The following is a 13616-nucleotide window of genomic DNA, read 5'->3' on the forward strand; positions in this document are numbered from 1 at the left end:
CCTCTTGAGGGTCAGGCGGCTTGCGGTGTGAGGCCGGGCTTGATCGCTTGGTTCTTTGCTTCGGGCAGCACATGGGTGCCCTTGACGAAGAAGCTTGCGAAGTAGGTGAACTGACCCACAAGGAAGATCACGCCACCCAGCACACGAGCCCAGTAATAGCCGCGCAATTGGTCTTGCGTCGCCATGAAGCCCATGGCGTTTTCGGTCGGCAGGCGTTGCAGCCAGACCTGGTGCACACCGGCAGCGGTCAGGGCGATCACCATGATCGACATGCCGATGGTCATGATCCAGAAGCTGCGGATTTCAAGGCGCTGCGCTTCGGGGCTGTTGGCCAGGCGTCCGCGCAGTTGCGGCATGGCATAGCTGATCAGCGTGATCACGACCAGCACGTAGGCACCGTAGAAAGCCAGATGGCCGTGCGCTGCGGTGAGCTGCGAGCCGTGCGTGTAGTAGTTCACCACGCTCAGCGTGTGGATGAAGCCCCAGACACCCGCGCCGAGGAAACCGACGACGGCCGTGCCCAGTGCCCACACGATGGCGGCCTGATTGGGATGCTCGCGGCGGCGTTGCTTGACCATGTTGAACGCGAACAGCGTCATCATGAAGAAGGGCAGTGGCTCCAGCGCCGAGAAGATGCTGCCGACCCACTTCCAGTACGCGGGCATGCCGATGAAGTAGTAGTGGTGGCCGGTGCCGAGCAGGCCGGTCATCAGCGCGAAGGCGATGATCACGTACAGCCACTTGTCGATCACCTCGCGGTCCACGCCGGTCACCTTGATGAGCACGAAGGCCAGCAGCGCGCCGAGGATCAGCTCCCACACGCCTTCCACCCAGAGGTGGACCACGAACCACCAGTACATCTTGTCGCGCACCAGATTGTGCGGATTGACGAAGCTGAACAGGAACATCAGCGCCAGCCCCCACAGACCGATCATCAGCACCACGGAGACGCTGGTCTTGCGGCCTTTCAGAATGGTCATGGTGAGGTTGTAGAGAAAGCCGAGCGCGACGACCACGATGCCGACCTTGGTGGGCAGCGGTTGCTCAAGGAACTCGCGGCCCATGGTCTGCAGCAGGTCGTTGCCGGTCAGCTCCGCCAATTTGGCGTAGGGCAGGGCCAGATAGCCGACGATGGTGAGCGCACCGGCTGCCAGGAAGATCCAGAACAGTGCGATGGCGAGTGCCGGGCTGTGCAGCTCGGTCTCTGACTCTTCGGGCACGATGTAGTAACCAGCGCCCATGAAGCCGAACAGCAGCCACACGATCAGCAGATTGGTGTGCACCATGCGGGCGATGTTGAACGGGACGTACGGGAAGAACAGGTCGCCGATCAGGTATTGCAGCCCGAGCGCGACGCCGAAGATGATCTGCCCGGCGAACAGCGCCATGGCTGCGATGAAATACAGCTTGGCGACGGATTGGCTTTGGTATTTGAGTACCGGATTTTTGAGGGTCGGATTTTTCATTGCGATGCTCCTTGTTCAACCTTCGATGTTGGGCGGCCAGTTTTCGGTGTTGATCTCGCCTGTCCATTTGAGGAACTCGACGAGATCGCTGGTCTGCTTTTCGCTCAGATTGAATTGCGGCATTTGCCTGCGGCCCGGCGAGTGCGAGGGCATGGCACCCATCCACGCCTTGATGAAATCGGGGCCACGGCGCTTGTAGACGTTGCCCAGTTCGGGCGCGAAGTACGCGCCTTCACCAAGCAGCGTGTGGCAGCCGATGCAGTTGCGGGTTTCCCAGATCTTTTTGCCTGCCACGACGGCGGGCGTGATCTCATGCGCGTTGGAGCGCTCGGGGATGCGGCGTTCGCTGTCGAAAATCATCGCTGCGAAGAGCAGCGCGAAAAAAGCGGTTCCGCCGTAGAACATGTTGCGGGCCATTTGCTTGGTGAACCCGCCGGTTTTCTGGCTCATATGAAGCCCTCCATCGATCCTGAGGGCTTAATCCTCCTTTTTTGCTTGGTTTTTGTAATTGAACCGGGTCAAGAAAAAAATCGGGTCGCAAAAATGACCGCCAGAATGACGCACAGCCAAGCCAGAAGCGATCTGCGCCAGAGCTTGGGGGCATGGCCCAACTCCATGAAATCAAGCGCGATCACCAGGCCTTTGATGGCGGAAAGCGCCAACACGATGCCCGAGGCGATCAGCCCGAGGCGGTGCGCGCTGGGGTCTTCGGCCAGCCACCACGAGGCCAGTGTGGCGATGACGAGGATGGCCCAGGCAAGGTTGATGCGGCGGGCTTCATTGCGTTCGGTGCGGTGCATGAATGGGCTTTCAGCGCATGAGATAGACCAGCGGAAACAGCACGATCCACAGCAGATCGACCATGTGCCAGAACACGCAACCCGACTCCAGCGCGTTGCAGTCGTCCGCGCTGTAGCGGCCTTGAGCGACCGGGCGCAGCAGCAACGCAAAGATCACGCAACCCGCCATCACATGCATGAAGTGAAAGCCGGTGAGCATGGTCCACAGAATGTAGAAGTCGTTGCTTGCAAAATCGACGCCAGCGCGCCATTTGGCGAGGTATTCATGGGTCTTGAGCACCAGAAATCCGCCGCCGAGCAGCAGGGCGCAAAAAAGCCAGCGCGTGGCCGTTCTGTGATGGTTCGCCCGCACACTGGCGAGCGCGTGGGCCGCGCAGGCGCTGGCGCTGATCAGCAGCAGCGTGTTGATGGCACCGACCGATTGATCGAGACTTGCCTGACCCTTGGCGAACACGTCCGGCTGCAGCAATCGGGTGAACGCAAACGCCAGAAACAGCAGGCCGAACGTGGCCAGCTCCAAGCCCACGAAGAACCAGACCACGAGATCGCCGGGCAGGCGCGTGGGTGGTTCTTCGTCTTTCTGGCTCGACGGAATCTCGAATGCGGGCGAACTCAATGCGAGGTTCCTTCGCTGCGCGTGATCTTGTTCCACACGTTGTATTTGCCGACCGGCTTGCTCATCGGCAGGCGCTTGATTTCCTTGAAGGAATTGGCGTCGTAGACGATCACTGCGCCGTCCATTTCCCAGAGACTGGCGAGCGCATATTTGCCGTCGCGGGTGAACTCGATGTGCGCGAGCGTCTTGCCGGGCTCCTTCACCTGACCGGCAATTTCCAGCGTGCGCTTGTCGATGATGGTGAGCGTGTCCTTGGCGGTCTTGCTCATCATCGAATCGGTCCACGCATACGGCGTGCTTTCATGGCTGCGCATGAAGAAGCCGGGGCCGGGCATGGCGAGCGTGCGAACGGGTTGCCAGGTCTGCATGTCGATCACGTCGATGGCACCTGTGCCCAGATTCGGGCTCGCCAGCACCGTCGTGCCGTTCCACGCGAACGTGATGCCCGAGCCCAGATGCGGCATGCCGCTGATCGGCAGGTCGGCGGTCTTGCGGCGCAGGTCCAGATCGACGACCTGCGCGCCGGGTTGAGCGTCGCCTTCGCGCTTGGGGCGGGTCGCGCCCAGCACATGGCGGTAGGACTGGTCGAAGAAGAAGTCGTCCAGCGGCTCGCTGAGTGGCGTGCGCTGCACACTCAGATGCGCCATCGCATCGGCCATGGTGCTGGTCTGCAGGTCGGCCCGAGGCTGGGCGCTGCCATATGGAATCTCCCAGATCTCGGCGATGTCCTTGAGCGCCACTACAAAGCTCTTGCGCGGCGCGGCGTCGTAGACCGCAGAAACGCGCGAGCTGCTTTTGCCGTCTTGCGATTTCGCGTCGTAGGTGCGCACCAGTTGCAGGTCGGCATCGAACACCGCGAGCGTGTGCGGCAGGTAGTTGGCGGCCATCACATAGCGGCCATCACTGCTGACCGCGACGTTGCGCATGTTCAGGCCCGCGCGCACCTCGGCCACCACGCGCAGCCGCCACAGGTCGTATTTGGTGATCCAGCCGTCGCGCGAGCCGAAAAACACATAGCGCCCATCGGGCGTGAACTTCGGCCCGCCGTGCAGCGCGTAGCGAGAGGCAAAGCGTGTGATGACTTCGAGCCGGTCGCCGTCGAGCAGCGAGACATGGTGATCGCCGCCTTCCACGACGAGGAAGAGATTCATCGGATCGGCATTCCACAGCGGCTTGGCGGGCTCGTTTTTTTCGGCCGGGAAAAAGCTGCGCGATGCGGTGATGTCGGACTCGCTCCAGTGCGGCGGCGTCGCAGCGGGTTGGCGTACCCACGTTGCCAGCTCCTTGATTTCCGCCTGCGACAACTGCCCGGAAAAGCCCTGCATCTGCGTGGCCGCGCGTCCGTGGGTGATCACGCGAATGATCTCGTCGGCGCGCGTGCGCTCCAGACTTTCGGGCAGCAGCGCCGGGCCCATGCCGCCGATGCGATCCGTGCCGTGGCAGGCCGCGCAATGCTGTTGGTACAAGTCACCAACGCCGCCGACGCGCGCATGGTTCGCGCTCTGCGCTTGAACGGGCGCGCTGAACCAGCCCACTGCAAGCAAGGACGCGGCGAGCGCGAGGGTGGCGATCAACGAGGGTTTGTCGGGGTCAGGCATGGTGGATCGCAATCGTTCTGTTTCGGGCGACGAAGGGCGCGGTGTTGACGATGGTCGGCGGTGCGCCGATTTCCTCGTCGGTGAGGTAGCAGCCGGGATCGTCGGCCCACGGGTTGCCGGTCATCTGCTGCGCACGCACGCGGGTGTTGCCGTTGCAGATGTTGAGATAGCGGCATTGCGCACAGCGACCTTGCACCGGGCGAGGGCGCTGGTTGAGTCCTGCCATGAGCGGGTCGCCCATGTCGCGCCAGATGTGCGAGAACGGGCGCACGCGCACATTGCCCAGGTTGTGGTGCCACCACATGGTGTCGGGATGGACGTTGCCGAGGTTGTCGATGTTGGCCACCATCTGGCCGCTGGCGTTGCCGCCCCACGAGACCAGTCGCGCATACACGTCGGGCGCCCATTGCGGCATGTGCTGCTGCACCCACTGCAGCAGGTAGATGCCGTCGGCGTCGTTGTTGCCACTCACGTATTCCTCGTCCAGCCCATCGCAGGCCGACTGCCATGCGTGATCGAACAGCAGATCGAGCGCCTCGCGCGTGGCGAGATGGTCGGCATCCTTGTCGCGATGCACGTTGCCGCGACCGGCGTAATTCAGGTGCGAAAAGTAGAACTTCTGCGCGCCTTCATCGCGCATGAGCTGCAGCAGCGCCGGAAAATCATCTGCGTTCATCGACGTCATGGTGTAGCGCAGGCCGACCTTCACCTTGAGTTTGGTGAGATGGCGAATCGCCGCCAGGCTCTTGTCGAACGCGCCATTCATGCGGCGGAACTTGTCGTGGATGATGCGCAGCCCGTCGAGGCTGATGCCCACATAGTCGAAGTGCGAATCGGCAATGCGCTGGGCCGTGTCTTCGTCGATCAGCGTGCCGTTGGTCGACAGGCCCGTGTAGAAGCCGAGTTGCCGCGCGTACTCATGCACTTTGAACAGATCGGGCCTGAGTAGCGGCTCGCCGCCCGAGAGAATCAGCGCGGGCACGCCGAACTGGCGCAGGTCGTCCATGACGGTGTAGACCTCGTCGGTGTCGAGGCCACCCGTGTATTCATGGTCCGCAGAGAACGAGTAGCAGTGCTTGCAGGTCAGGTTGCAGCGGCGGATCAGGTTCCAGATCACCACCGGCCCCTTGGCCTTGCGGTCCTGCACATAGGGGTAGTGGCCGGTTTCCTCGGCGGTTTTGAGCTCTCGCATGTATTGGCTGATACGGAACATGGCTAGACCTCCTTCAGACGCAGTCCGGTTTTCTTGAGAATCGCGGTGGAATACAGAATGTCGCGCGCGCGGCAGGCTTCGCCCAGCATGGCGGCGATGCGGTCGGCCTGTGCCTGCACATGCTCGCGGCTTTGGCCGTGCAGCATCACGAACAGGTTGTAGGGCCACTGCGGCAGATGGCGCGGGCGGCGGTAGCAGTGGCTCACCTCGGGCAGCGCGGCGACGAGCTTGCCGAGTTCGGAGACGCGCTCATCGGCGATGTCCCACACGCTCATGCCGTTGGCCACATAGCCAAGCCGGTAATGGTTGGGCACCGCGCCAATGCGGCGAATCAGGCCTTGCGCCAGCATCTCGGCGAGGCGCTGCTGCACACGCTCGCCGGACACGCCCAGCGTGGCACCCACGGCGTCATAAGGGCGGGCGAGCAGCGGTAGGCCCGACTGTGTTGCGGCGATCAGTGCGCGGTCGAAATCATCAAGCGCCATGGCGTGCCTCCCCGACCAGCGGTTGCAGCTTGAGTTCGACGAAGAACTCTTCTTCCTTGGGAAACACCGCCACTTTCAGACCTGTTTCCGCTTCGATGCGCGCGGCCACGGCACTGGCCTGTTCGGGCGATTCGGCGGCGATCACGAACCACATGTTGAGTTCATGATCGCGCCGGTAGTTGTGCGCGATTTCGGGAAACGAGTTCACCGCAATCGTGATGTCGTCAAAGCGCTCTTCGGGCACGGCCATGGCCGCGAGCAGAAACTGGCCGCCCGCGCGCTCGATCTGGAACAGCGGGCCAAAACGCGTGAGCACGCCTTGCGTGAGCAGCAGGCCGAGGCGCTTGAGCACTTGCTCCTCGCTCCAGCCCAGCTCGGCGGCAACGGCGTCGAACGGACGTTCCACCAGTGGGAAATTGCCGTGCAGATGTTCGATCAGCAGGGCGTCTTCAGCTGTGAGCATGTTCTTTCTCCTTGGGTGTCTCTGTTGGCATATTTGTGGAGGGATGAGAAACCTGCAAATGAGAGGCAAAGCGCCGTGCGCCGGTCTGCTTGAAGCGCGTGCGCGAAAAAAGAATGCGGCTGGGGTAGTTGCTCAGCCCGGCATGGCGAATGGCCGACGAAATGGTCTGCAGCACGTTGAAGCGGTCGCGCCCATGCACCATGCAATAGAGGTTGAACGGCCAGCCTTCGGCTGTCGCGCGTTGGTAAACCAGCGTGACGCCGGGGAAATGTGCGAGCGCATCGCCGCAACGCTCAAGCATCTCTTGAGGCACCTGAAACACCGTCATGGCATTCGCGCGAAAGCCCACTTCATGGTGCCGTACGACCACGCCAAAGCGGCTGAGCGAGCCGAGATCGGTCCAGCGGGCGAGCTGCGAATGGATGTGTGGGACGTCGCAGTCAAGCCGTTCGGCCCACAGGTCGAATGGGCGACTGCACAGCGCAAGCCCTTGCTCGACCAGCGCAGCGAGCGGTTCTTCGTGCAGGGCGATGGGCGCGGCGGCGGTGCGGGTTCTGCCGCTGCCTTGCTGATCGTGCGAGTGGGCCTCAAGATCGAATGCGGTGTCGATGCGGAACGCGCGCAGCATGGGCAGGCGCAGCACGGGCAGTGACGTGGCGGCTTCGATGCTGCGCAACTGCTGCTCGACATCCTGCGCGTCGCGGCCTGTGACCACGAACCAGAGGTTGATGTCGTGCTCGCGTTCGTAGTTGTGATTGACGCCGGGCTGCGCGGAAACCAGCGCCGCCACGCGCTCCAGCAGATGCGGCGGAACGGCCATGGCGGCCAGCAGCGAAGCTCCACCGGCACCCGGCGCGAACACGCCACCGATGCGGCTGAACGCGCCAGAGTTTTTCAGCCGCTGGTAGCGATCAAGCACCTGCGAGCACTTCATTCCCAGCGCCGCGCCGATTTCCGCAAACGGCTCATCGACCAGCGGAAAGCCGCGTTGCCATTGGTTGAGCAGGGCGAGGGCGGTGCTGTCGGTGATGGGCATGGCTACAGTCCCATGCGCTGCGCGCGTGCGGTGAAGAAGATGCCGCTGGGCGCATTCATCGCGAGCGTGGTGCGTTGCGTGAGCGTGTGGGTGTCGTAGACCTTCACCTCGTTGCTGTCGCGGCAACTGATCCACACGGCCTGACCGCGCGGTGCGAATTCCATGTGCATCACGGCCTTGCCGGGCTGCAGCGTGGCGACCACTTTCTGGCTGGGCGTGTCGATGACCTGCACGCGGTCGTAGTCGGGCACGGAAAAGTTCACCCACACCTGCCGACCATCGGGCCGCGCCATCACGAACACGGGCTGACCTGCGACCGGAATGCGCGTGACCTCCTGCCAGGTGTTGGTGTCCACCACCAGCACCTCGTGGCGGCCGATGGCGGGCAGATAGGCATAGGGCCCCGCGATGGCCCAGCCGCGCAGATGCGGCATCTTGTAGACGGGCAGCGGGTTCTGGCCCTTGCCGTAGCCGCTCAGAATGCGGCGCGCGTGGGGGTGCTCGTCCCATAGATCGACAAGCGCCAAACCGTCTTCACCGAACAGGCCTGCGATGTAGTGGCGGCCGTTGGGGCTGAGCAGCGCGTCATAGGGTTGCGAGCCGATGTCGGCAATGGTGTGGACCTTGGGTCGGGTGACGTCTGCGTAGTCGGCGATACAGATCGCATTCGCATCGAACAGGCTGTAGACAAAACGCTTGTTGGGCAGGTCGGCCAGACCAACGACGCGCGATGGTTTGCCGTCTGAGGTGGTCGCGGGCAGATCGGCGAGCAGCCTGAGGTTGGCGGCGCAGAACAGCTTGACGCCGCCAGGCGTGTAGTTCTGCGCGGCGACCACCGAGCCTTCGGCGTTGATCGCGCCGCCGATGGAGTTGCCCGCCTGCATCACGCGGTGGGTGATGGTCTCGGTCAGCAGATCGACTTTGCTGAGACCGCCATCGCGACCGAAGACATAGGCATAGCGCTCGTCGCGCGAGAACACGACCGAGGCGTGCGACAGGTCACCAAGCCCCTGCACGCGGCCAATGGCCTCACAGTTGCTGGTGTTGACGATGGAGATCGCGCCGCTTGCGCGCTCGATGACCACGCCGAGGTCGCCCGTGCCCATCAGCACAGGGGCTGCTGCATTGGCGCGCGCGGTGGTCGAAAGCGCCAGGGGAGCCATTGCGGCAGCAGCGGAGAAGAGGGTGCGTCGTTTCATGAAAAGTCACTCCTTGGTTTCTTCGGGAAAGCCTGCGAGCAGCTGCGTCGCGATCCAGTCGGCCTCGCGGGTGCTGATCAGTGCCTTCCAGGGCGGCATGGGTGTGCCCTGTATTCCATGGGTGATGACGGCGGAGAGGTAGGGGACCGTCGCCCGTGCGCCAAGCGCTGCCTGCGTGAGCGCCGGTCCCAGTCCTCCGGTGAGATGCATGCCGTGGCACGAGCCGCAGTCCTGCCGCACCATGCGCACCAGTTGCGCTTCGCGTTCCTTGGTCAATCCGTTGTCGGCCAACGTGTTTGCGTGGGCTGACAGGGATGCCAGCGCGAGGGCAAGCAGGGCGATGGGGTGGGCAGGACGGCGGTTCATGGCATGCCTTTCTCTGGCTTCGTGGTCGCGATCAATACACGTCGTGCTGCGTGTTGTGGACGTTGAAGTGGCCGGTTGGCGTGATCAGGCGCGGGTCCTTGATCACGGCCTTGAGCTTCAGCGTCTTGTCGTCCACCACGACGAGGGCGCTTTGCTTGTCCTTGGCCGACCAGACCGCGAACCAGACCTCGTCACCCGCCTTGTTGAACTCGGGCTGCACGACGCGCTTGGCACCGTCATCGGTCAGGCCGGCCCACTCCGCGATTGGCAGCACGGTGAAGCCCTTGTCCAGGTTCTTGATGTCGTACACCGCCACCGATTGCGAGAGCTTGGAATCGGGGTTGAGCGGAGTGTCCGAGTACAGGTGGTTGGACTTGGGATGGCTCTTGATGAACAGCGCGCCGCCGCCCTGGCCCTTGAGCTTGGCGACTTCCTTGAAGGCGTACTGCTTGTGCTTCACGGGGTCGGTGCCGATCAGCGAGATGGTGTCGTCGCCCAGATGGCCCGTCGCCCACACGGGGCCGTACTTCGGATGGTTGAAATTGGCGCCGCGACCGGGGTGGGGGATCTTGCCCACATCGACCAGACCCGCCAGCTTGCCGTCCTTGGCATCGATCGCCGCGACCTTGTTGCTGTTGTTGGCAGCCACCATGAAGTAGCGCTTGGACGAGTCCCAGCCGCCGTCATGCAGGAAGCGCGCAGAGCCGATTTCGGTGGTCTTGAGCTCGTTGATGTTGCTGTAGTCCACCATCAGCGTCTTGCCGGTCTCCTTCACGTTGACCAGAAACTCGGGCTTGTAGTGCGACGCTACGATGGCCGCCACGCGCGGCTCGGGGTGGTATTCCTGCGTGTCCACGGTCATGCCGCGCGTTCCGACGACCCTGAGTGGCTCCAGCGTATCGCCGTTCATGATCACGTACTGCGGAGGCCAGTAACTGCCGGCCACTGCGTACTTGTCTTCATAGCCCTTGTACTTGGACGTGTCGACGGAGCGGGCCTCCAGACCGACGCGGATTTCCGCGACGTTATCGGGCTTTGTCATCCAAAGGTCGATCATGTTGATTTTTGCGTCACGACCGATCACGAACAGATAACGCCCCGAAGCCGACAGCCGCGAGATGTGCACCGCGTAGCCGGTCTTGATGACGTTGATGATCTGCTTGGAGTCGCCATCGATCAGCGCCACCTCGCCGGTATCGCGCAACGTGGTGGAGAAGATGTTGGAGATGTTGTAGCTGTTCTCCTTCTTCTTGGGTCGGTCCTTGGGTGCGACGAGAATCTTCCACGTGTTCTTCATGTCGGCCATGCCGAACTCGGGCGGTGTGGGTGGATCCTGCTGGATGTAGCGGGCCATCAGGTCCACTTCCTTCTCGCTCATTTCACCGGACGTGAGCCAGTTCGGCATGCCCGCTGCCGAGCCGTAGGCGATGAACACCTTGAGGTAGTCCGTGCCCTTGCCGACGGTGATGTCGGGCGTGAGCGGCTTGCCCGTTGCGCCCTTGCGCAGCACGCCGTGGCAACCGGCGCAGCGCTCGAAGTAGATCTTGCGACCCAGATCGAACTCGGCCTGCGTCATCGCCGGAGCCTTGGGATTGGTGCTCTGGTACATGACCTCGTTGGCCAGCGGCGAACCACCCGCCTGGTAGTTGACTTCGGCCTGCGGTGCGTGCTTTGCGTCTTGCGCCATCGAGCTGACTGACACCATCGCTGCTGCCGCTAGCGCGATCAGTCTGGCGATCCTCTTTGCTGTCATTGTGCGGTCCTCTGCATCACGGATCAGCGCATGTTTGAAGGCCCGGCGATCACCGGACTTCATCTCGCGAGGTCGCTGTCCATTCCCTCTTTTTGCGAGTGGTTTCATGGTCGCGCCGAGGGGGACGAATGTCCTTGAACTGGTTTAAGGAGCCAATGGCCTGCTGGTTCCAACATGCACCTCAGGCAACGAACTCGACAACAAGGAACTGCGATGAACATGGTCGACGATGCAATCCGCAAGGCGCGTGCGCCGGATGGACAGGGCGGTACTTGCCCCGGCAAGGTCACGTTGGTGGGCTCCGGGCCGGGAGATCCGGAACTGCTCACGCTGCGCGCGGTGAAGGCTCTGCGCGGTGCGCGGCTGGTGCTCTACGATCACCTGGTCAGCAAGGAGGTGCTGCGTTACGCGGGCGACGAGGCCGATCTGATCTACGTGGGCAAGCAATCGGGCCACCACACCATGCCGCAGGAGGACATCATCGATCTGATGGTGCGGCTGGCGCTCAGCGGCAAGAACGTGGTGCGCCTGAAGGGCGGCGACTGCTTCATCTTCGGACGCGGCGGCGAGGAGGCGCAGGCGCTGTCGCTCGCGGGCATTCCGTTCGAGGTGATTCCGGGCATCTCGGCGGCGCAGGGCGCGGGGGCTTATGCGGGCATTCCGCTCACCCATCGCGATCATGCGGCCACGCTGGTCTATGCCACCGGCCATCTGCGCGGCGAGCATGAGGTGGAACTGGATTGGGAAGCTCTGGCCAGGCCACGCCAGACCGTGGTGTTCTACATGGGCATCGCCAACTTGCCGGTGATCTGCACCGAACTGCAAAAGCACGGCCTGCCAGCCACCATGCCGGCAGCCTTGGTCGAGCAGGCCAGTCTGCCCACGCAGCGCTGCATCTGCGGCACGCTGGAGACCTTGCCCGCGCTGGCCCTGGAGCATGGCGTGAAGCCGCCCGCGCTGATCATCGTGGGCGAGGTGGTGGCTCTGCAACCCGTGCTGGCTGCGGGAATGCACACACCGGCATCGTTGACGGAGGGTTGAACCTGCCAAGGGCCACAGGATTGAGGCATCATGGAGCCAAATTCAGAAAAGCCCAATGCAACAAGACATTCTCATCAACTGGTCGCCACAGGAAACCCGCGTTGCGGTCGTCGAGCACGGTGCAGTGCAGGAGCTGCACGTCGAGCGCACTCTGGAGCGCGGCTTGGTTGGCAACATCTACCTTGGCAAGGTGTCGCGCGTGTTGCCCGGCATGCAATCGGCCTTCATCGACATTGGCCTGGAGCGTGCGGCGTTTCTGCACGTGGCCGATGTCTGGCAGCGCAACGAGGGTGGTGAGCCGCCCATGGCCATGCGCAACAAATCCGAGCCGCTGGTGCCCATCGAAAAGCAGGTCTTCGAAGGCCAGGCGCTGATGGTGCAGGTCATCAAGGACCCCATCGGCACCAAGGGCGCACGGCTGTCCACGCAGGTCAGCATTGCTGGTCGGCTGCTGGTGTTTCTGCCGCAGGACGATCACGTCGGCGTGTCGCAGAAGATTCCGCTCAACGAACGCGAGGCGCTGCGCAACCGCCTTCAGGCGCTGGTGGGCGACAAAGCCACGGGCGGCGGTGGCGGCTTCATTCTGCGCACCAACGGTGAGGACGCGACTGACGAGGAACTGGCCGAGGACATCGCCTATCTGCGCAAGACCTGGACCGGCATCCGCGAATCCGCGCTGCGCCTGCCGCCCAAGAGCCTGCTGTATCAGGACCTGAATCTGCTGCAGCGCGTGCTGCGCGATCTGGTGAGCGAGCACACGCAATCGATTCGCATCGATTCGCGCGAGCAGTTCGCCGTGATGCAGGACTTCGCCAAGGAGTTCATGCCCGCGGCGGCTGCCAAGCTGCAGCTCTACAAGATGGAGCGTCCGATCTTCGATCTGTACTCCATCGACGAAGATGTGGCCAAGGCGCTGGGCAAGCGCGTGGATCTGAAGTCGGGCGGTTATCTGATCGTCGACCAGACCGAGGCGCTGACCACCATCGACGTGAACACGGGCGGCTATGTCGGTGCGCGCAATTTCGACGACACCATCTTCAAGACCAATCTGGAAGCGGCGGGTGCGATTGCGCGCCAACTGCGATTGCGCAATCTGGGCGGCATCGTCATCGTCGATTTCATCGACATGGTGCGCGAAGAACATCAGAGTCAGGTGCTCAGCGAGTTCCGCAAGCAGCTTTCGCGCGACCGTGTGAAGACCATGGTGGGCGGCTTCTCGCAGCTCGGTCTGGTTGAGATGACGCGCAAGCGCACACGCGAATCGTTGGCGCACATGCTGTGCGAGCCATGCCCCACCTGCCAGGGCGTGGGGCAGGTGAAGACCTCGCGCACGGTCTGCTACGAGATCCTGCGCGAGCTGCTGCGCGAGGCGCGCCAGTTCAATCCCAAGGAGTTCCGCGTGATCGCTTCGCCCAAAGTGGTGGAACTGTTCCTCGACGAGGAAAGCCAGCATCTGGCCGGGCTTTCGGACTTCATCGGCAAGCCGATTTCCCTGCACTCGGAAACCGACATGGGGCAGGCGCAGTACGACATTGTGCTGATGTGAACATGCCTCCGTCCGCCTGACGGACCGTGCTGAT

Annotated in this window: 14 protein-coding genes; 2 read left to right on the forward strand and 12 right to left on the reverse strand. The window is 62.9% G+C overall.

Going from position 1 to position 13616, the window contains the following annotated elements; all coding sequences use genetic code 11:
• Positions 1-11: 11 nt before the first annotated feature.
• The 12 genes from G7048_RS22410 to G7048_RS22465 form a co-directional block, all read right to left on the reverse strand.
• The gene (locus G7048_RS22410; protein WP_166070257.1) at positions 12-1466 is read right to left on the reverse strand and encodes a cbb3-type cytochrome c oxidase subunit I; all 1455 of its coding nucleotides are present in this window, start codon (positions 1464-1466) and stop codon (positions 12-14) included.
• A 15-nt stretch (positions 1467-1481) separates the two neighbouring features.
• A complete protein-coding gene (locus G7048_RS22415) occupies positions 1482-1916 on the reverse strand; it encodes a cytochrome c (protein ID WP_166070258.1) in 435 nt (144 codons plus the stop codon).
• A gap of 68 nt (positions 1917-1984) precedes the next feature.
• Complete coding sequence (locus tag G7048_RS22420; protein WP_166070259.1) at positions 1985-2266, reverse strand: cytochrome C oxidase subunit IV family protein; 282 nt, start codon at positions 2264-2266, stop codon at positions 1985-1987.
• Between the two features lie 10 nt (positions 2267-2276).
• A complete protein-coding gene (locus G7048_RS22425) occupies positions 2277-2882 on the reverse strand; it encodes a cytochrome c oxidase subunit 3 (RefSeq protein WP_240933078.1) in 606 nt (201 codons plus the stop codon).
• Positions 2879-4480, reverse strand: coding sequence for a nitrite reductase (locus G7048_RS22430; RefSeq protein ID WP_166070260.1), 1602 nt, complete (start codon positions 4478-4480; stop codon positions 2879-2881). The genes G7048_RS22425 and G7048_RS22430 overlap by 4 nt, the downstream gene beginning before the upstream one ends.
• Positions 4473-5693 carry a heme d1 biosynthesis radical SAM protein NirJ gene (gene nirJ / locus G7048_RS22435; protein ID WP_166070261.1) on the reverse strand — a complete coding sequence of 407 codons (1221 nt, stop codon included), beginning with the start codon at positions 5691-5693 and terminating at the stop codon, positions 4473-4475. The genes G7048_RS22430 and nirJ overlap by 8 nt, the downstream gene beginning before the upstream one ends.
• Positions 5694-5695: 2 nt before the next feature.
• The gene (locus G7048_RS22440; protein WP_166070262.1) at positions 5696-6178 is read right to left on the reverse strand and encodes an Lrp/AsnC family transcriptional regulator; all 483 of its coding nucleotides are present in this window, start codon (positions 6176-6178) and stop codon (positions 5696-5698) included.
• On the reverse strand, positions 6168-6641 hold the full coding sequence (locus G7048_RS22445) for an Lrp/AsnC family transcriptional regulator (RefSeq protein WP_166070263.1): 474 nt from the start codon (positions 6639-6641) through the stop codon (positions 6168-6170). The genes G7048_RS22440 and G7048_RS22445 overlap by 11 nt, the downstream gene beginning before the upstream one ends.
• Positions 6628-7677 (reverse strand): Lrp/AsnC family transcriptional regulator, encoded by a 1050-nt coding sequence (locus G7048_RS22450; RefSeq protein WP_166070264.1) that lies wholly within the window; start codon positions 7675-7677, stop codon positions 6628-6630. Before G7048_RS22450 ends, G7048_RS22445 begins: the two co-directional genes overlap by 14 nt.
• A gap of 2 nt (positions 7678-7679) precedes the next feature.
• The gene (locus G7048_RS22455; RefSeq protein WP_166070265.1) at positions 7680-8876 is read right to left on the reverse strand and encodes a cytochrome D1 domain-containing protein; all 1197 of its coding nucleotides are present in this window, start codon (positions 8874-8876) and stop codon (positions 7680-7682) included.
• Between the two features lie 6 nt (positions 8877-8882).
• Positions 8883-9242 carry a cytochrome c gene (locus G7048_RS22460; protein WP_166070266.1) on the reverse strand — a complete coding sequence of 120 codons (360 nt, stop codon included), beginning with the start codon at positions 9240-9242 and terminating at the stop codon, positions 8883-8885.
• Positions 9243-9273: 31 nt separating this feature from the next.
• Positions 9274-10995 carry a nitrite reductase gene (locus G7048_RS22465; protein WP_166070267.1) on the reverse strand — a complete coding sequence of 574 codons (1722 nt, stop codon included), beginning with the start codon at positions 10993-10995 and terminating at the stop codon, positions 9274-9276.
• 219 nt (positions 10996-11214) lie between these two features.
• On the opposite strand from G7048_RS22465, the gene cobA reads away from it, so the two are divergent.
• Positions 11215-12036 (forward strand): uroporphyrinogen-III C-methyltransferase, encoded by an 822-nt coding sequence (cobA, locus tag G7048_RS22470; RefSeq protein ID WP_240933079.1) that lies wholly within the window; start codon positions 11215-11217, stop codon positions 12034-12036.
• A gap of 55 nt (positions 12037-12091) precedes the next feature.
• Positions 12092-13582 (forward strand): ribonuclease G, encoded by a 1491-nt coding sequence (gene rng, locus G7048_RS22475; protein WP_166070269.1) that lies wholly within the window; start codon positions 12092-12094, stop codon positions 13580-13582.
• Positions 13583-13616: the final 34 nt, after the last annotated feature.

It is taken from the genome of Diaphorobacter sp. HDW4B (assembly GCF_011305535.1).
In the GTDB taxonomy this organism is placed as follows: Bacteria; Pseudomonadota; Gammaproteobacteria; order Burkholderiales; family Burkholderiaceae_C; genus Diaphorobacter_A.